The organism is Williamsia sp. Y844, from assembly GCF_056786475.1.
In genome coordinates this window covers 613,586-630,718 of record NZ_JBXCJB010000004.1, presented here as the reverse complement: position 1 = coordinate 630,718, position 17,133 = coordinate 613,586, and the positions used below count along the sequence as shown (strand labels likewise).

The window sequence follows — 17,133 nt, the reverse complement described above, 5'->3', positions numbered from 1 at the left end:
CCGCCTCAGGCCCGGCGCGTCGGTGGTGGCCTTCCCCGACCTGCCCGTTGGGGGACTAAAGTCCTATCAGTGCGTCGGATACTGATCGTGATCGTGGGTGTGCTCGCCGCGATGTCGGTGCTGGCGAGTTGCGGTGGTGACGACGGCACCGGGATTGACCGGCTCAAGGAGTCGGGCGTGCTGCGGGTGGGGACCGAGGGTACGTACCCGCCGTTCAGCTATCACGATCCAGCCACCGGCCAACTCGTCGGCTACGACGTCGACGTGGCGAAGGCGGTCGCCGAGAAGATGGGTCTCCGGGTCGAATTCGTCGAGACCCCATGGGATTCCATTTTCGCGGCGCTGGAATCCGACCGGTTCGACGTGGTCGCCAACCAGGTCACGATCACCGACGAACGCAAGGCGAAATACGATCTGTCGACGCCGTATGCGATCGGTGAAGGCGTGATCGTGACGAGGGCGGACGACAACTCGATCACCTCGCTTGCCGATCTCAAGGGCAAGACCACGGCGCAGTCCGAGACCAGTAACTGGGCGCAGGTGGCGCGGGATGCAGGAGCCAACGTCGAGTCGGTCGAGGGTTTCACCCAGGCCATCAAGCTGCTCAACCAGGGGCGGGTACAGGCAACGGTGAACGACAGCCTGTCCGTTCTCGCCTATCAGGCGACCACCGGCGACACGAGCATCAAGATCGCGGCGAACATCGGGGAGAAGAGCGAGCAGGCTTTCGCGGCGCCCAAAGACAGTGGGCTGATCGACGAGATCGACGCCGCGCTCGAAGAGCTCAGGAGCGATGGCACCCTCGCGGCGATCTCCCAGGCCTATCTGGACGCCAATGCCGCAGGCACGTCGGAACCGAAGACTGGGCCCAGTACGTGGAAACTGATTGCGGACAACCTGTGGCCGATGGCCAAGGCCACCATCACCGTGACCATCCCATTGACGGCGATCAGCTTCTTTTTCGGTTTGATCATCGCGCTGGGTGTGGCGTTGGCGCGGATGTCCAAGAATCGGGCGTTGTCGTCAGTCGCGCGGGTCTACATCTCGTTGATTCGCGGAACGCCGCTGCTGGTCCAGCTTTTTATCATCTTTTACGCGCTCCCCGAACTGAACATCCTCATCGATCCGTTCCCGGCAGCGGCAATCGCCTTCAGTCTCAACGTCGGTGGTTATGCCGCCGAGATCATCAGGTCGGCCATCGGCAGTGTCCCGAAGGGGCAGTGGGAGGCCGCCGAAACGATCGGCATGAGCTATCCGGTCGCGCTGCGGCGCATCATCTTGCCGCAGGCGCTTCGCACCGCAGTCCCACCGTTGTCGAACACGTTGATCTCGCTGGTCAAGGACACCTCGCTGGCCTCGACGATCCTGGTGACAGAACTGCTGCGCACCGCCCAGATCGCGGCAGCGCCGACCTTCGAGTTCTTTGCCCTGTACGGGACCGCGGCCCTGTACTACTGGGTTGTGTGCCTCGTATTGTCATCGGTACAGGGCCGCATCGAGATCCGACTGGATAGGTACGTGGCGAAATGACCGAAACTCCTGTGCCCCCGCAGAAGCCCACACCCACCGGTGAGACGGACAACCTCGTGACCGTGACCGGTCTGCAGAAGTCGTATGGCGACAACCACGTGTTGCGCGGCATCGGCTTCACCGTCCGGCCCGGTTCGGTGACCACAATCATCGGTCCGTCGGGGTCGGGCAAGACAACGATCTTGCGTTCGCTCAATGCCCTCGACGTGCCCGATGGCGGCCAGATCACCATCGGCGATGTATCCGTCGACTTCGACAAACCGGTACCCAAGGCGCAACTCGCCAAATACCGCGCGCAGTCGGGCATGGTCTTTCAGGGCCACAACCTGTTTCCGCACAAGACGGTGCTGGAGAACGTCATCGAAGGCCCGGTGATCGTGCAGAAGCGACCGCGCAGCGAGGTCGTGGCCGAGGCCGAGGCATTGTTGCTGCAGGTCGGTCTGTCGGACAAACGGGACCAGTACCCGCATCAACTCTCCGGGGGACAACAACAGCGCGTGGGGATCGCGCGGGCGCTGGCCCTCAAGCCCAGGCTGATGCTGTTCGACGAACCGACGTCCGCGCTGGATCCCGAACTCGTCGGGGAGGTCCTCGGGGTCATGAAAGACCTTGCCACCCAGGGCTGGACGATGATCGTGGTGACCCACGAGATCCACTTCGCGCAGAAGGTCGCCGACCAGGTGCTATTCGTCGACGGCGGCATCGTGCTGGAACAGGGTCCGCCGGCCGAGGTGCTCGCCAAGCCGAAACACCAACGAACCAAACAGTTTCTACGCCGGATCCTGGATCCGGTCTAGCGGCCTCACCGCACCAGATACGGCGACACGGTGCTGCGGTGCGCGTCGATGTCGAGTTTTGCCCCGAGTGCCGGGAACGCACGCTGCGGGCAATTCATCCGTTCGCACACGCGGCAACCTGCGCCGATGAGTGTCACGTTGGCCTGTGGGCCGATCTCGAGACCGTCCGAGTAGACCAGTCGCGCGGCATGGCGCTGCTCGCAACCCAATCCGATGGCAAAGGTCTTACCGGGCTGGCCGTAGCGCGCCGCGCGACGCTCGACGGTGCGGGCCACCCAGAGGTAGTTGCGGCCGTCGGGCATCTGTGCGATCTGGGTCTGGATCTTGCCGGGCGAGGCGAAGGTCTCGTACACGTTCCACAGGGGGCACGTGCCGCCGCTGCTGGAGAAGTGGAAACCGGTGGCGGACTGCCGCTTTGACATGTTTCCGGCACGGTCCACCCGGACGAACGTGAACGGGACGCCCCGCAGGTTGGGCCGTTGCAGCGTCGACAGGCGATGGCAGATCGTCTCGTACGAGACCGCGTAGAACGCAGACAGCCGCTCGATGTCGTATCGGTAGTCCTCGGCCGCGCCATGGAATTGGGAGTAGGGGAGGACCGCGGCGGCGGCGTAGTAGTTCGCCATTCCGAGCAGTGCCAGCGCGCGCGCCTCGTCGGACGTAAAGTTGCCCTCGTCGACCATCTGTCGCATGAGGTCACCGCATTCGAGGTGTCCCAATTCTGCGGCCATCTTGAACACCCGCTGACCCTGCGAGAGGTGGCCGGAGATATCCAGGCGCCGCGTCTCGGGGTCGAAGTGGTGCAGAACCGTGTCGCCGAGGTCGACGCGTCGCACGATCTGGACGCCGTGGACGGTCTGCAGACGGTTCGCGATCTCGCTGCGGACGTCACCGGAGTGCATCCGCATCCGGGACGTGAGTTCCTCGGCTGCGACATCGAGTTCGTGGAGATAGTTTCGGCGCTGATAGAAGTAGTCCCGAACCTCCTCATGGGGCGCGCTGATGGAACCCCTCATGGTGCCGTCGCCGCGTTCGTCGGTGGCAGCAGCGAGCTGTTCGGTGGCGATCCGATACCGGCGATGCAGGTTGACCATGGCCTTTGCCATATCCGGATGAGTGGTCACCAGGTCGGTGATCTCCTGGGCGTCGGCATTCGCGTCGAGGTCCTCGTCCATCATCACTTCGCGCATCTCGGCGATGAGCCGGGCGTTGTCCTGAGAATTGAAGAACCCGGTGTCGACCCCGAAGACCTCGCTGATCTTGAGCAGGACCGGAACCGTCAACGGCCGGGCATCGTGCTCGATCTGGTTCAGATAGGACGGGGAGATCTCGAGCGACTGCGCCAGCGCAACCTGCGACATGCCGCGCTCGGAGCGCAACTGCCGTAGACGTGCGCCGACGTAGGTCTTGGACATGCTCCTAGGGTATGCGGGTGCGGCCCGGGACCAGCGCAGGTCGCCGATCGAACACCGCAGACGGCGCTGTCTAGGGTGTGGGAATGCGCGGGAAGCTGTCTGTAACGGCGATCGTCTTCACATCCCTGTGTCTGGTGGGTACCGGATGTTCCGAGAGTTCCTCGCCTGCGTCGGAATCATCGCCACCGTCGGAGTCCTCGTCGAACACACCCGCTGCACTCCTGCTACCCGCCCGCGAGTTTCCCAAGGGCTATCAACCCGCCGAACTGGGCATCATCGACCTGCAGAGGCAGAACGCGTCCGCCCTCGAATCGGCGGGCTCGGCACTATTCGACCCGCCGCAGTGCCGCCCGACCGCTGATGCCGATCTCAATGACCAGCTCGACGTCTCCAACGCGGCGGTATCGGCATGGCAATCACCGACGGGCGGCACCATCACCGAATTGGTGACCACGGTGCCCCGGGATATCGACGCCGACGTGCGGGTCAGCGTCGGCGAATGTGCACAGTTCACGATCACGATCACACAGGGCAGTACGGCCGGGACCACCGTGCTCACCCAGAACCGGCGACTGACGCCCCCGGCCCTGCCCACCTCACTGTCGCTGATGGTGAGTTCGGTGGTGACCACCACATATCCCGGGGGACGGACGACCGCGTCGCACACGGTGGCCGGCTACGCCGTGGTCGACGGGATCAGCGTGCAACTGGTCGCCAACTCGACCGAAAAGGGCCTCAGTGAAGTCGAATTCGCTGATTTGTTCGCCGAAGCAGTGCGCCGGGTGGACGCCGCGACCAAGTGATCAGCGGGCAGATCGCTGTGATTCTGCTCACCGCGTCAGCGTCTGGAGTTGGAAACCCGGGTGTCGTTGTGGACCGCACGCAACACCGCTTCTGTGGATGACCAACCCGTAAAGTTGCAGTACGCGCGTACTTTTTGGCGTACTCACCGGTAACTAACTGGAAGTTGTTTACACCGCGATCTTCGCAACATTTGCAAACCCCGGTGAAAACCTGGCCTGAATTCACACCTGCGGCGTGTAGACCTGCAGCTTTGCCTGTGGCACTCTCGGTGAAGCAGGGGCCCTCCGGGGATACGAAATTGCTAACTCGTCCCGAACGGGTTCGGTTCTTCCGAACTCGGGCGGACCCGCCACACAGCACAAGCTCAACGAATATGGAGTGCGAGAATATGAGCACCGTCGGAAAACCAAGGACTGCCGCCGAGATCCAGCAGGACTGGGATACCAATCCTCGTTGGAAGGGCATCACCCGCGACTACACCGCTGAGTCGGTCGTCGAGTTGCAGGGCAGCGTCGTCGAAGAGCAGACACTTGCACGTCGTGGCGCCGAAATCCTCTGGGAGGGTGTCACGCAGGGTGATGGCAGCTACATCAACGCCCTCGGTGCTCTCACCGGTAACCAGGCTGTGCAGCAGGTTCGCGCCGGTCTGAAGGCTGTGTACCTCTCCGGCTGGCAGGTCGCCGGTGACGCGAACCTGTCCGGACACACCTACCCGGACCAGTCGCTGTACCCCGCGAACTCGGTTCCCTCGGTTGTTCGCCGCATCAACAACGCTCTGCTGCGCGCCGACGAGATCGCTCACGTCGAGGGTGACAAGTCTGTCGACAACTGGGTTGTGCCGATCGTGGCCGACGGTGAAGCCGGCTTCGGTGGCGCACTGAACGTCTACGAACTGCAGAAGGCCATGATCGCCGCCGGTGCCGCCGGAACCCACTGGGAAGATCAGCTCGCCTCGGAGAAGAAGTGTGGCCACCTCGGTGGCAAGGTGCTGATCCCCACCCAGCAGCACATCCGCACCCTGAGCTCGGCTCGCCTGGCCTCTGACGTTGCCAACGTGCCGACCGTGGTCATCGCCCGGACCGACGCCGAGGCCGCCACCCTGATCACCTCCGACGTCGACGAGCGCGACCAGCCGTTCGTCACCGGTGAGCGCACTGCCGAGGGCTACTACCACGTGAAGAACGGCATCGAGCCGTGTATCGCACGTGCGAAGTCCTACGCGCCGTACGCCGACATGATCTGGATGGAGACCGGTACCCCCGATCTCGAACTGGCTCGTAAGTTCGCCGAAGCCGTCAAGAGCGAGTTCCCGGACCAGCTGCTGTCTTACAACTGCAGCCCGTCGTTCAACTGGAGCCAGCACCTCGACGATTCCACAATCGCCAAGTTCCAGAACGAGCTCGGCGCAATGGGATTCACGTTCCAGTTCATCACCCTCGCCGGCTTCCACGCCCTGAACTACGGCATGTTCGACCTTGCCTACGGTTACGCCCGCGAGCAGATGACCGCATTCGTCGACCTGCAGAACCGCGAGTTCAAGGCTGCCGACGAGCGCGGCTTCACCGCCGTCAAGCACCAGCGTGAGGTCGGCGCCGGCTACTTCGACCGCATCGCCACCACCGTTGACCCCAACAGCTCGACCACTGCTCTGAAGGGCTCCACCGAAGAAGGCCAGTTCCACTAGGACTCGGCTAGTCCGCCACCCCGGGACTTAAGCGAACAAGCAGGGCGGTCCGCGACTACCGTTGCGGGCCGCCTGCTGGTTTTCTACCGGCTTCTGGGCGTACCCGAGCAGGGTTACCCTCATCTACCCCTTCTGTGTTGGTTCCTTTTGGTTCAAAGATAGTGCGGTTTCGTAGTTTTCAAGGAGTTGTCATGGCAAGCGAGAAGATCACGCGGGTTGGTGTCATCGGTGCCGGGCAGATGGGCGCGGGCATCGCTGAGGTGTGTGCGCGTGCGCACGCGGATGTGCTGGTCTACGAGACCACTCGCGAGCTTGCCGCTGCCGGACGCTCGCGCATCTTGCGCTCGCTCGACCGCGGTGTGAGCAGTGGAAAGCTCACCGAGCGGGAACGCGAACAGGCCTCCTGGCGTTTGCGTTTCACCTCCGACCTGGGCGACTTCGCCGACCGGCAGATGGTGTGTGAAGCCGTCGTCGAGGACGAAGCGGTCAAGACCGAGATCTTCAAAGAGCTCGACAAGGTGGTCACCGATCCCAATGCGGTGCTCGCCTCCAATACTTCGTCCATCCCGATCATGAAGCTCGGGATGGCCACCGCCAACGCACATCGCGTTGTCGGGATGCACTTCTTCAACCCGGTACCCGTGCTCCCTCTGGTCGAGCTGGTCACCACGTTGATGACCGCCCCGGAGATCACCGCCCGCGCCGAAGAGTTCGCCCGCGACATCCTCGGCAAGCAGGTCGTGCGGTCGTCCGACCGTTCAGGGTTTGTGGTCAATGCACTGTTGGTTCCGTACCTGCTGTCGGCAATCCGCATGGTGGAGAGTGGATTTGCCACCGTGGAGGACATCGACAAGGCCATGGTCCTCGGTTGTGCGCACCCCATGGGGCCGCTCAAGCTCACCGACCTGGTCGGCCTCGACACCGTCAAGGCCATCGCCGACAAGATGTATGAAGAGTTCAAGGAACCGCTCTACTCGCCGCCGCCGGTGTTGCTGCGCATGGTCGAGGCCGGCCGGCTCGGCAAGAAGTCCGGCCACGGCTTCTACCAGTACGAAGCAGCAAAGACCGGCGTCAAGAACTAACGGGCGCGGACATGACCAGCCCCGCAGAGAAGATCGAATACGGGTCCTCGATCCTGGGGTATCCGCGCATCGGCGCCCGGCGTGAACTCAAACGCGCGCTCGAGAGACATTGGCACAACGGCGGTTCGGTGGGCGATCTGATCGCCACCGGGCAACAGTTGCAAGACAGCATCTGGCAGGAGCTCGCGGCCACCGGGCTCGAGCAGGTTCCCGGCAACACCTTCTCCTTCTACGACCACGTGCTCGACAATGCGCTCATGTTCGGTGCCGTTCCCAACCGGTTCAAGCCGCTGGCAGGCGAGCTGCATCCGTTGGACTTCTATTTCACGATGGCCCGGGGCAAACCGGATTTCCCGCCGCTGGAGTTGGTGAAGTTCTTCGGAACCAACTACCACTACCGCCAGCCCGAGATCAGTGCCGACACCGAGTTCTCTCTGCACGCCGAATCGCTGCTGGCCGAGCACAAGCGGGCCAAGGAATACGCTATCGAGCTGCGTCCGGTGGTCCTCGGACCCATCTCGCTGCTGCTGCTGTCGAAGGCAGGCCCTGATGCGCCCGAGGGTTTCTCGCCGATCGACAAGATCGAGGAGGTGATCCCGGTCTACTTGAAGCTGTTCAAGGACCTGGCCGCACAGGGCGCCAAATGTGTCCAGCTCGACGAGCCGGCTTTCACCAGTGACCGCTCCGAGGAGGAGCTGGCACTACTGGGGACCGTGTACAACGCGCTGTCCGCGGTGAGCCAGCGACCGCGTCTGCTCGTCACCGGCCAGTACGGCGATCTCGGTGCGGCCCTGCCGATCCTGGCGGCGACGAAGATCGAGGCCATCGGTGTGGATCTGGTGTCGGAGCCGATCAGCGCCGCCGCCCTTGGCAAAATCCCGGGTCTGAAGCGCAAGCGCCTGTACGCGGGTGTGATCAACGGCCGGAATGTGTGGAAGGCAGACAAGGCTCAGACACTGGACTACCTGTTGGCCATCAAAGCGGTGATTCCGGACGTGGTCGTGTCGACGTCGTGCAGCTTGATGCACGTCCCCGTCGACCTGCTCATCGAATATGACATCCCCGGCGACGTTGCCGACCGGTTGTCTTTCGCGAAGCAGAAGGTCGGCGAGGTGGTGGCGCTCGCCAAGGCGGTCACCCACGGCGCGCCGGAACGCTGGTACAACCGCCCGAAGTCGGTGCACTTCAAGCTGAAGCATGATGTGCGCCAGCGGGTTGCGGCAATCCGCCCGGATCAGCGCGAGCGGGCTCCTTACGACGTCCGCCGGGCGGCCCAGCAGCAGGCCATCGGACTTCCACTGATTCCGGTCTGCGCACTGGGGTCGTTTCCGCAGACCGCAGAGATCCGGCAGGCGCGCTACGACTACGGGCAGGGGCGGGTGACCTGGGACGAGTACAAGCAGCTGCTGTTCGACGAGATCAAACGTGTCATCGACCTGCAGGAGGACATCGGCCTCGATGTCCTGGTGCACGGTGAGGTCGAGCGCAACGACATGATCCAGTACTTCGCCGAATTGATGGACGGCTATGCCACAACACATTTCGGTTGGGTGCAGGTTTACGGTTCGCGTTGTGTGCGACCGCCGATCCTCTACGGCGACATCAAACGTAGAGGCCCGATGACCGTCGAGTGGATCACCTATGCGCAGTCTCTGACCGACAAGCCGGTGAAGGGCATACTCACCGGCCCGGTGACCATGCTGGCGAGATCGTTTGTGCGCCAGGACCAACCGCTCTATGAGACGGCGGAGCAGCTCGCCCTTGCCGTCCGTGACGAGGTCGCCGACCTCGAGAAGGCCGGGATCAAGATCATCCAGGTGGATGAACCATCTATTCGAGAGTTGTTGCCGCTGCGCGAACGTGGTCGCGAGGGCTATCTCGACTGGGCGGTCGCGGCGTTCAAGTTGGCGGTCGGCGGTGCCAAGCCTGCGACCCAGATCCACACGCACATCGGCTATTCCAGCATCGCGAAGGTCGTCGACGCGTTCGACGCGCTCGACGCCGACGTCACCTCGATCGTGGCGACCCGGTCGATCGACTGGGTGCTGGATCAGATCGTGGCCTCGGGAACGTCCATCAAACGTGAGGTCGGTCCCGGAGTCTATGAGAGCCGCAGCGCGGCCATCCCGGACATCGACGAGATCGACGAACGGATCCAGCGGGCAGCACAGGCCATCGATCCCGATCGACTGTGGGTGAATCCGGACGGCGGCCTCAAGACCAGGCATTACTGGCAACTGGAGCCGGCGTTGCGCAACATGGTCGCCGCTGCACGGCGCGAACGGCGCCAGGTCGAGGCCCGGCAGGCACAGGCGGCCGGCACTTCCTGATCCGTCTGGGGTGGGGAACGTCAGTCGATCGTGACCTCGCCCATCTCTGACCAATCGTCGGCCTCGATCTGCTGACTGACGATCCTGGGTGTGGCCATCAGGGCCTGCGGCATGTCCTGCTGCGTGGCCTTCTTGAAATGGTCGCTGTTCACGTGGGCGCCCGCCGCATCATCGTCGAATGCTTCCACCAGCACGAACTCGTTGGGATCATCGACGCTGCGCGACCACTCGAACCACTTGTTGCCGGGCTCATTCCGCGTTGCCTGCGTGAACGGACCGACCAGATCGAGCCACTTCTCGGTCCACTCGGGCTTCACCTGAAACTTCACCACGATGAAAATCACTTCGCCCTCCTTAAATGTCGACTACGGGTGCACCTCCCAAAATGCTAGTGGTGCGGGCCGGCATCTGGCAGGTATCGGGGGAGTGAGCACTGTCGTCGCATATTGAGACACCGCAACGAGAAGTGCCCTTCCCGTGATGGGAAGGGCACTCCTGGAAATGTTGCTGTTCGTGCGTAGGGGTTACGGGAACAGTCCGGGGATCAGGTTGCCCAATCCGAGACCGCCGAGTGAGCCGCTACTGTCGCCGCCCGCAGAGCCGGTGGCCTTGAAGTTGGTGGTGCAACCGTTGAACGAGACCGAGTCGACGTGCACCGTTTCGCCGGGCACGCTCGGCTGTGCCGAAACTCCGTAGTGGGTGACAACAGTTGCTGCACCGGCAGCTGCAACAAGGGCATCAAGCGTTGATGGGGTGCCCTTGGGAATGTTGGGCAGATTCCGGGTTGACCACCAGTTGGCTGCGTTGGTTGCATCTTGAGTGCCGGCAGTACCGGAGCTCGCCCAGGCGAAGGTGGCGAAGCCGCCTTCGGACTCGGGAGCGCCTACTGTGTCCGCACCGGTGACCCGGATCTGCCAGTTGACATTGCCTTCGGTCTGCTTGAACGTCAGGGCCCCGTCGATGTCCGTGGCCTTCAGTCCACCCGCGGGGTGATACCACGCCTTCCGCGCCGCGGACGCCTCGGTGGCCAGCACGAGCGAACCGTCTGCATCGAGAAGCGTGGAGTCGCTGTACTTGGCGCCCGCTTCTTCCGGGAACGGGTTACCCCATCCGTTGGCGTCGGTTCCGGTGGAAACGGTCGAGCAGTTGGAGCCCGTCACCGGCGCGGCCGAAGCCACGGCGGGAAAGAACAGAGCGGCGGCGCTGACTGCGGCGGCAGCGGTGGTTGCGCGAACAAAAGTACGGTTCATAGCTGTGAATCGACCCCCAAAAGGTTTGTTTGTTGCGTTGGTGTCACGTCAACTTAACAACTGTTAGATGGGTGAATGCAAACGTCGATTTCCTTCAATTATTCGACTTTTAGCAAGGGTTCTAAATCTGAGAATGTTCGATACGCCGATCAGTGAGATCCGCTAATCATTTCGAGAAACAGTGCGCCGGAAGGGGTTTGAGCAGCCTTTATGTCCGATTTTGGGTAGGTAAAGCCGCCGTGTGAGGTTTGCTGTCCTGGACAAAGCCCGCCTGTCTAATCCTTGTTAGTGCATTTATGCGACCTTGAAGTGGGGGCTTGTGTGAGCGGTATTGACCTGTTATGGAAATTCGTTGAAATTCATACGACCCCATTACACGGTTAACCGGGCCATCCACCCAAGTTCGCTCCACTTGCGTGCGTTCACTCCCGCTGCAACTGGCGCGGACGTCGATAAGTGGAGCAATTCTGATGGCCGGTGGGCGGCCTTCAGTGACTCGGTGGGAACAGCGGTCCGCCGCCGAACGGGGCCCGGTGTGATTTCGGCGCGATGCCGTCGTTGTTCGACAATCCGTAGTCGGCGCCGAGTTCGGCGGTCACCAGTGTGTGCCCGTTGTGGGTTTGTAGATTCGGGTCGCGCCAGAGCCGATCGATCACACGTCCGACGAACTCGGGGTGCTCTGCTTCGCTGATCTTGAAACCGGCGAATTCGTCGATACCCAGCGACAGCAACAGCTCGGTCTGAATCAGGCCCAGCCACAGGGAGATCGCGCTCACGCCGGTTCCGGCCAGCTCGTGGCCCATGTCGAAGGCCATTTTGTCCAGCGCGGCCTTGCTCATCCCGTAGAGCACGGTATGCAGGTGGCCGCGGGTTCCGAACGACGAGATGTTGACCATCAGCCCATGCCCTTGCGGCACCATGAGCTGCGCCGCGTGGACGCACGCCACGTAGTGCGCGCGAAGACCAACCGTGATCAGGGTGTCCCAGTCGCTGACCGGCCGCTCCCAGAACTTGTCACTGAAACCACCGAAACCCTTTGGCGCAGCCCAGGCGTTGTTTACAAGGAGGTCGAGCCGACCTTGTTCGGCCGAGATCCTCTCGAACAGGGAGGCCACCGCTTCGTCGTCGGTGTGGTCGCAGCGCACGCCGAACCCGGTGCCACCGGCGGCGTTGATGGCGGCGACGGTCTGACCCAGACGATCCTCGGGTCCGGTGCCCCCACGCGCGGTTACGTATACGGTCCAGCCGGCCGCACCCAATGCGGTCGCCACCCCTTTGCCGACACCGCGGCTCGCCCCGGTCACCAGTGCGACCGGAGCCGCTGTTTTGTCCTCACCCATGGGCGTCAATCTATCGGTGAAGGCGCCTCGGGGAGGGGATGTTCTTGAGCGTTGAAAAACTCGCTGGAACCGCCTGCCGCCGCGATCCCGGAGATCGCCGACCAAACCAACATCGTCAGGTAGTTGATCAGCTCTTCTTTGCCGAGTCGCTGTTCGACCATCCACCAGTGCACCGCGAGCTGGATTGCGCCGACCAGGCTGTAGGCCCACGTTTCCACGCCTGCGGTCTCGGATCCCTGATCGACCATCCGGTTGATCATCACGAACGCGAGCATCTGCGCCACGAGCTTCTGCGAATCGGCAAGAACCTGGGCGCCCGAACCACCCGCCGTCACAAACGAGTAGATCTGCGGTTCATCGGCGACGGTCTGCACGTACACGGAGATGACCATCCGGGTGAGGTCGAACTCTTCGAGGTCCTCGTTGATCGCACTGCTCAGCCGAGGGACCAGTACCGTCTCGATGAAACGCATCATCGCTGCGGTGGTCAGGTCGCTCTTGTCACTGAAGTATCGGTAGAGGACGGTCTTCGAGACCCCGATCTCGGCGGCGATCTCGTCCATGCCTGCGTCGGGCCCGAGTGTCCGGACCGCAGCGAGCGTTCCGTCGACCAGTTCGGTGCGCCGGGCCTCCTTGTGGCCCTCCCAACGACGCTTTCGGCCGTCGGTCTTGACCTCGTCGATGCCCACCTGACTGCGGATGGCGTTGGGCAACGACGCGCCCTTGGCGGCGGCCGTCGCAGCAGCTGCGACCGCAGCGCGCGCGGCTGCTGCCGGATTCGGTCGAGGGCACATCACACAAGTCTCTTCTTCGTTGCCGGTAGTTGCCCGTTCACCATATGTTCCGCGGCACGCGGGCAATGCATTGAGAGCAGGGTCGCTTATGCCTTCCCGCTTGAACGGCCGAGATTCGGTAACACTGGATGAATGCAAACGACACAGGCGCCACCGGTAGTGCCGCCCGCGCCCAAGCGGAACATCTCCGGGATCGGGGGTGCTGACGCGCAGCGTAAGGCCGCATTGCGGCGGATGAAGATGGTCGCGACCGGATTTCTGCTGCTCGCGGCGGTGATCTACTTCTTCTGCCGTTGGCTCGAAGACCGCGACGGGGAGAACGTCGCAGCCTGGGTCGGCTACGTGCGGGCGGCGTCCGAGGCGGGCATGGTCGGTGCGCTCGCCGACTGGTTTGCTGTCACGGCGCTTTTCAAGCACCCGTTGGGCATTCCGATCCCGCACACCGCACTGATCCGTAAGAAGAAGGATCAGATCGGCGATCAGCTGGGGGAGTTCATCGAAGAGAACTTCATGACACCGGACGTGATCGAGGACAAGGTTGCCCAGCTGGCTCTGCCGAAACGGGTGTCGTCGTGGCTCGCCGATCCGAAGAATGCGCCGCGCGTCGGCGCGGAGGCCGCACGCGGGATCGCGTTTGCCGCAGAGATGCTCGATGACGAAGACATCGAACAGCTGATCCTGGCGGGGATGAAGTGGGTTGCCGAACCGGAATGGGGTCCGCCGGCCGGACGCGTACTCGAACAACTCATCGCCGAGAACCGGCTCGAACCGGTGATCCAGCTCGTCTGTGATCGTGCGCATGACTTTGCCCTCGGTAGTGAGGAGTTGATCGACCGCGTGATCGACAAGGACGGGCCCGCGTGGGCGCCCAAGTTCGTCAATCACTTTGTGGGAGATCGGATCTACCGAGAGCTGGTCGAGTTCTCGTTCAAGGTCAAGACCGACCCTCACCATCAGGTGCGGACTGCCATGACGACGATGATGGTGCAACTTGCCGACGACCTCCAGCATGACCCGGCGACGATCGAGCGGCTCGAGGCGATCAAGTCGGAGCTGCTGGAGCGCGACGAGGTGACCGGTGCGGCCTCGACGGCCTGGAATGCGGGCAAGGCACTGATCGAGCAGCTGCTCGCCGACCCGAATGGAACCCTGCGCAAGACCCTGACCGATTCGGTCATCGGAGTCGCCGTGCGGATCCGGGATGATCACGAACTGCAGGACAAGATGAATCTGCTGATGGTGCGGGTGGCACGGCACGTGTCGGAGAACTACTCGCAGGAGATCATCTCGGTCATCACCGAGACCGTCCGTGGGTGGGACGCCGACGACACCAGCAACAAGATCGAACTGCAGGTCGGACGCGATCTCCAGTTCATCCGCATCAACGGCACCGTTGTCGGCGCGCTGGCCGGGCTGGCGATCTACACCGTGTCCGTGCTGCTTTTCAACTGAACAAACCACCCAAAAAGGACAGGTTGTTTGTGGCCTTCGTCACGAATTAGCACATTGCTTGCAATTGCTAGCAGACGTGGCACCATGGGTCTCGAAACCTGAAGGAGTCACCGATGGTTCCAATGCCAACTGATCCAGAAGACGGGCCGGTGGCGGCCGCTGCGAACGCGGCCCAGGACATCGCCCAGGACCTCAGTGCCAACGTTGCCACTGCAGCCCAAGATATAGGCAGCTTCATCAGGTCTCAGCGGATTGCCGCCGAGGTGTCACTGCGCCAGCTCGCCGAGCGCGCAGGGGTGAGCAATCCGTACCTCAGTCAAATAGAACGAGGGTTGCGCAAGCCTTCGGCCGACGTGCTGGCCCAGATCGCCAAGGGCCTACGTGTGTCGGCGGAAGTGCTCTATGTGCGGGCCGGGATTCTCGAAGAGCGTCCTGCGAGCCCGGTGCGCGACGCGCTGATGGCAGACACCGTCATCAGCGAACGCCAGAAGCAAGTGTTGCTCGAGATCTACGATTCGTTCTGTAAAGAGAGCCGGGCCGAGGTCGAAAGTGGCACGAGCGCAACACAAACCACTTTAAAGTCCACGCTGGAGGGACATGATGACCAAAGCTGACCGCAATCTCGCAAACCCACTGTATGCCGCTGTTGGTGCCGGAGATCTGGCACTGAAGCAGGTGAATGACGTGATCACGCAGTTGCGTGAGCGCACCGAAACCGCCACGGAGACAGCCCAGGCTCGATTCGAAGAGACCCGCACCACTGCGCAGAGTCGTCTGGACGAGACTCGCGAGCGGATTTCGGCTCTGCCGGAGGAGGTTCCGTCGAATATCGACGAGCTGCGTTCGAAGTTCACCACCGAAGAACTACGCAAGGTCGCCGAGGCCTACATCGAGGTCGCGACCAACATCTACAACTCGCTGGCCGAGCGCGGCGAAGAGACCGTGGAGCGCTTGCGTGCCACTCCCGCTGTCGAAGGGCAGCTCAGCCGCGTCGAGAAGGCGTACGGCGACGCCGTCGACCTGACCGAGGACACCCTCGGCACCATCTCGTCACAGACGCGGGCCGTCGGTCAGCGTGCGGCCAAGCTCGCGGGCATCGCCTCGACCAAGATCGACGAGGCATCGGAGAAGATCGAGGACGCCAGCGAGGAGGCTTCCGAACAGATCGCAGGCGCCGCCGGAACCGTAGAGGCGAAGGCTAGGACCGCAAGCGACTCCCCGGCCAAGAAGATCGCCGAGGCCAAGGCTCCGGCCGCGAAGGCCCCCGCAAAGAAGGCTCCGGCCAAGAAGGCGGTCCCCGCGAAGAAGGCTCCGGCCAAGAAGGCCCCGCCGAAGTAAGGGCTTCAACACGTCAGGCTCGGGGTTTCAAAACCGGCCGCTGCGATGCGACGCTGCGACCGTCAGGTGAATTGGACAGTAAGGTGAACTCGTGGACATTCTATCTTTCATGGGTTACGCGCAGAGCTTTGTCCTTCTCGCTCTGACGGTTGTGGCCGGCATCGCGGCGGCGGTTTCGTTGGTGCATGCCGCGGTCCAGCGGCCGGATGCGTTTCCGGCAGTCGATCGCCAGAGCAAGGTGATCTGGGTGTCGATACTGGCCGCCGCAACGGTGTTCATCTGGCTTTTTGGCGCCATCGGCATCTTGGGGATCGTCGGTGTGGTCGCGACGCTGGTGTACATCGTGGATGTTCGCCCGCGGGTCGATTCGATCCAGAACAAGTCGTGGTTCCGCAAGGTCTGATCGGCGCCGTCGTCGTGGGGTCGACGCCGTCGAGCCCCTTGAGGCGTCAGACCTTGACAATGTCTGGTGTCATATAGCACGCTGGTCCCATCGCCGAGAACCGCTGGTGGTCGACCTAGAATGAGCAGATGGCTGAATACCGGATCAACGAGCTCGCGGATATCTCCGGCGTCAGCGTTCGCAACATCAGGGTGTATCAGGATCGCGGGCTGCTGCCTCCGCCGAAGATCAAGGGACGCACGGGGTGGTACTCCTCCGAGCACCTGAGTCGCCTGAAGATGATCTCGCAGATGCTCGAGCGTGGCTACACGTTTGCGACCATCAGCGAATTGCTGATGGCGGCGCGGTACGGGCTCAAGGTCGAGCACGTACTCGAAGGCGAGCCCAAACGTGGCAGCCGTTGGAAGAACTTTCGCCGCGTCGCCACGATCACGATCTCGGAATTGCGTAAAGGTCTCGGAGCCACCGACAGCAGCATCGCGCTGGGACAGCGTCTCGGTCTGCTGGTCAAAGAAGGCGCCGGATATGCCGTCACCAACCCGGAGGTCCTGGCAGGCGCCGAGGTTCTGGTCAAAGCCGGAATCGACCTGGAAGTCCTGCTCGACCGCTGGGAACGCGTCCAGGATGACCTGCAGGACATCGCCGCGAGCTTCGTCTCGATTGTCACCGACAAATACCTCGTCGAAGGAGAACCCTTCGAACTCGAGGAGAGCGAGGTGATCAGGCTCGCCGAATTGGTGCAGACCGTTCGCCCGATGGCGCACGACATCGTCGAAGTCGCCTTCAGCAAAGCCATGGATGCCGAGATCTCCAAGGCTCTTGATCGCGGTGCCGAGTTGATGATGGCCTCTGACGATGAAAAGCCGGTCGCCACAGGCGATGTGGAAAGTCACTAAACAGGCATGAGGGGAAAA

The 17,133-nt window shown here is 62.6% G+C and carries 16 protein-coding genes; 11 read left to right on the top strand and 5 right to left on the bottom strand.

What is annotated here, in order from left to right; genetic code table 11:
• Positions 1-111 precede the first annotated feature (111 nt).
• Together AC1TQG_RS24090 and AC1TQG_RS24085 are read left to right on the top strand one after the other, a co-directional pair.
• Positions 112-1,530: an ABC transporter permease subunit gene (locus AC1TQG_RS24090; protein WP_482141464.1), complete on the top strand. Its 1,419-nt coding sequence runs from the start codon at positions 112-114 to the stop codon at positions 1,528-1,530.
• Positions 1,527-2,327 (top strand): amino acid ABC transporter ATP-binding protein, encoded by an 801-nt coding sequence (locus AC1TQG_RS24085; protein ID WP_482140950.1) that lies wholly within the window; start codon positions 1,527-1,529, stop codon positions 2,325-2,327. Before AC1TQG_RS24090 ends, AC1TQG_RS24085 begins: the two co-directional genes overlap by 4 nt.
• A gap of 5 nt (positions 2,328-2,332) precedes the next feature.
• Here AC1TQG_RS24085 and ramB read toward each other — a convergent pair whose 3' ends face one another.
• The gene (gene ramB, locus AC1TQG_RS24080) at positions 2,333-3,742 is read right to left on the bottom strand and encodes an acetate metabolism transcriptional regulator RamB (RefSeq protein ID WP_482140948.1); all 1,410 of its coding nucleotides are present in this window, start codon (positions 3,740-3,742) and stop codon (positions 2,333-2,335) included.
• An 83-nt stretch (positions 3,743-3,825) separates the two neighbouring features.
• On the opposite strand from ramB, the gene AC1TQG_RS24075 reads away from it, so the two are divergent.
• The 4 genes from AC1TQG_RS24075 to metE all read left to right on the top strand — a co-directional run bounded on the left by AC1TQG_RS24075 (position 3,826) and on the right by metE (position 9,642).
• Positions 3,826-4,545, top strand: a complete 720-nt coding sequence (locus AC1TQG_RS24075) for a DUF5642 family protein (RefSeq protein ID WP_482140946.1) — start codon at positions 3,826-3,828, stop codon at positions 4,543-4,545.
• A gap of 389 nt (positions 4,546-4,934) precedes the next feature.
• A complete protein-coding gene (gene aceA, locus AC1TQG_RS24070; RefSeq protein ID WP_482140944.1) occupies positions 4,935-6,230 on the top strand; it encodes an isocitrate lyase in 1,296 nt (431 codons plus the stop codon).
• A 191-nt stretch (positions 6,231-6,421) separates the two neighbouring features.
• The gene (locus AC1TQG_RS24065) at positions 6,422-7,312 is read left to right on the top strand and encodes a 3-hydroxybutyryl-CoA dehydrogenase (RefSeq protein WP_482140942.1); all 891 of its coding nucleotides are present in this window, start codon (positions 6,422-6,424) and stop codon (positions 7,310-7,312) included.
• Positions 7,313-7,323: 11 nt separating this feature from the next.
• Positions 7,324-9,642: a 5-methyltetrahydropteroyltriglutamate--homocysteine S-methyltransferase gene (metE, locus tag AC1TQG_RS24060; protein WP_482140940.1), complete on the top strand. Its 2,319-nt coding sequence runs from the start codon at positions 7,324-7,326 to the stop codon at positions 9,640-9,642.
• Between the two features lie 20 nt (positions 9,643-9,662).
• On the opposite strand, the gene AC1TQG_RS24055 is transcribed toward metE, so the two are convergent.
• The 4 genes from AC1TQG_RS24055 to AC1TQG_RS24040 all read right to left on the bottom strand — a co-directional run bounded on the left by AC1TQG_RS24055 (position 9,663) and on the right by AC1TQG_RS24040 (position 13,026).
• Positions 9,663-9,986, bottom strand: coding sequence for a putative quinol monooxygenase (locus AC1TQG_RS24055; protein ID WP_482140939.1), 324 nt, complete (start codon positions 9,984-9,986; stop codon positions 9,663-9,665).
• Positions 9,987-10,166: 180 nt separating this feature from the next.
• The gene (locus tag AC1TQG_RS24050) at positions 10,167-10,892 is read right to left on the bottom strand and encodes a hypothetical protein (RefSeq protein ID WP_482140937.1); all 726 of its coding nucleotides are present in this window, start codon (positions 10,890-10,892) and stop codon (positions 10,167-10,169) included.
• A 488-nt stretch (positions 10,893-11,380) separates the two neighbouring features.
• Positions 11,381-12,232, bottom strand: a complete 852-nt coding sequence (locus AC1TQG_RS24045) for an SDR family NAD(P)-dependent oxidoreductase (protein WP_482140935.1) — start codon at positions 12,230-12,232, stop codon at positions 11,381-11,383.
• 5 nt (positions 12,233-12,237) lie between these two features.
• Positions 12,238-13,026 carry a TetR/AcrR family transcriptional regulator gene (locus AC1TQG_RS24040; protein WP_482140933.1) on the bottom strand — a complete coding sequence of 263 codons (789 nt, stop codon included), beginning with the start codon at positions 13,024-13,026 and terminating at the stop codon, positions 12,238-12,240.
• Between the two features lie 132 nt (positions 13,027-13,158).
• Here AC1TQG_RS24040 and AC1TQG_RS24035 point away from each other — a divergent pair, with 132 nt between their 5' ends.
• The 5 genes from AC1TQG_RS24035 (at position 13,159) to AC1TQG_RS24015 (ending at position 17,115) form a co-directional block, all read left to right on the top strand.
• Positions 13,159-14,478 carry a DUF445 domain-containing protein gene (locus AC1TQG_RS24035; RefSeq protein WP_482140932.1) on the top strand — a complete coding sequence of 440 codons (1,320 nt, stop codon included), beginning with the start codon at positions 13,159-13,161 and terminating at the stop codon, positions 14,476-14,478.
• A gap of 122 nt (positions 14,479-14,600) precedes the next feature.
• Positions 14,601-15,092 (top strand): helix-turn-helix domain-containing protein, encoded by a 492-nt coding sequence (locus AC1TQG_RS24030; protein WP_482141462.1) that lies wholly within the window; start codon positions 14,601-14,603, stop codon positions 15,090-15,092.
• Positions 15,079-15,816: a heparin-binding hemagglutinin gene (locus AC1TQG_RS24025; RefSeq protein ID WP_482141460.1), complete on the top strand. Its 738-nt coding sequence runs from the start codon at positions 15,079-15,081 to the stop codon at positions 15,814-15,816. The genes AC1TQG_RS24030 and AC1TQG_RS24025 overlap by 14 nt, the downstream gene beginning before the upstream one ends.
• 109 nt (positions 15,817-15,925) lie before the next feature.
• Positions 15,926-16,219: a DUF2516 family protein gene (locus tag AC1TQG_RS24020; protein ID WP_482141459.1), complete on the top strand. Its 294-nt coding sequence runs from the start codon at positions 15,926-15,928 to the stop codon at positions 16,217-16,219.
• A 128-nt stretch (positions 16,220-16,347) separates the two neighbouring features.
• Positions 16,348-17,115, top strand: coding sequence for a MerR family transcriptional regulator (locus AC1TQG_RS24015; RefSeq protein ID WP_482140930.1), 768 nt, complete (start codon positions 16,348-16,350; stop codon positions 17,113-17,115).
• Positions 17,116-17,133: the final 18 nt, after the last annotated feature.

Excerpts from the sequence above, each read along its gene's own strand:
- AC1TQG_RS24090 (WP_482141464.1), top strand. The coding sequence starts at position 112 with ATGTCGGTGCTGGCGAGTTGCGGTGGTGACGACGGCACCGGGATTGAC.
- AC1TQG_RS24085 (WP_482140950.1), top strand. The coding sequence starts at position 1,527 with ATGACCGAAACTCCTGTGCCCCCGCAGAAGCCCACACCCACCGGTGAG.
- ramB (WP_482140948.1), bottom strand. The coding sequence starts at position 3,742 with ATGTCCAAGACCTACGTCGGCGCACGTCTACGGCAGTTGCGCTCCGAG.
- AC1TQG_RS24075 (WP_482140946.1), top strand. The coding sequence starts at position 3,826 with ATGCGCGGGAAGCTGTCTGTAACGGCGATCGTCTTCACATCCCTGTGT.
- aceA (WP_482140944.1), top strand. The coding sequence starts at position 4,935 with ATGAGCACCGTCGGAAAACCAAGGACTGCCGCCGAGATCCAGCAGGAC.
- AC1TQG_RS24065 (WP_482140942.1), top strand. The coding sequence starts at position 6,422 with ATGGCAAGCGAGAAGATCACGCGGGTTGGTGTCATCGGTGCCGGGCAG.
- metE (WP_482140940.1), top strand. The coding sequence starts at position 7,324 with ATGACCAGCCCCGCAGAGAAGATCGAATACGGGTCCTCGATCCTGGGG.
- AC1TQG_RS24050 (WP_482140937.1), bottom strand. The coding sequence starts at position 10,892 with ATGAACCGTACTTTTGTTCGCGCAACCACCGCTGCCGCCGCAGTCAGC.
- AC1TQG_RS24045 (WP_482140935.1), bottom strand. The coding sequence starts at position 12,232 with ATGGGTGAGGACAAAACAGCGGCTCCGGTCGCACTGGTGACCGGGGCG.
- AC1TQG_RS24040 (WP_482140933.1), bottom strand. The coding sequence starts at position 13,026 with ATGTGCCCTCGACCGAATCCGGCAGCAGCCGCGCGCGCTGCGGTCGCA.
- AC1TQG_RS24035 (WP_482140932.1), top strand. The coding sequence starts at position 13,159 with ATGCAAACGACACAGGCGCCACCGGTAGTGCCGCCCGCGCCCAAGCGG.
- AC1TQG_RS24030 (WP_482141462.1), top strand. The coding sequence starts at position 14,601 with ATGCCAACTGATCCAGAAGACGGGCCGGTGGCGGCCGCTGCGAACGCG.
- AC1TQG_RS24025 (WP_482141460.1), top strand. The coding sequence starts at position 15,079 with ATGACCAAAGCTGACCGCAATCTCGCAAACCCACTGTATGCCGCTGTT.
- AC1TQG_RS24020 (WP_482141459.1), top strand. The coding sequence starts at position 15,926 with ATGGGTTACGCGCAGAGCTTTGTCCTTCTCGCTCTGACGGTTGTGGCC.
- AC1TQG_RS24015 (WP_482140930.1), top strand. The coding sequence starts at position 16,348 with ATGGCTGAATACCGGATCAACGAGCTCGCGGATATCTCCGGCGTCAGC.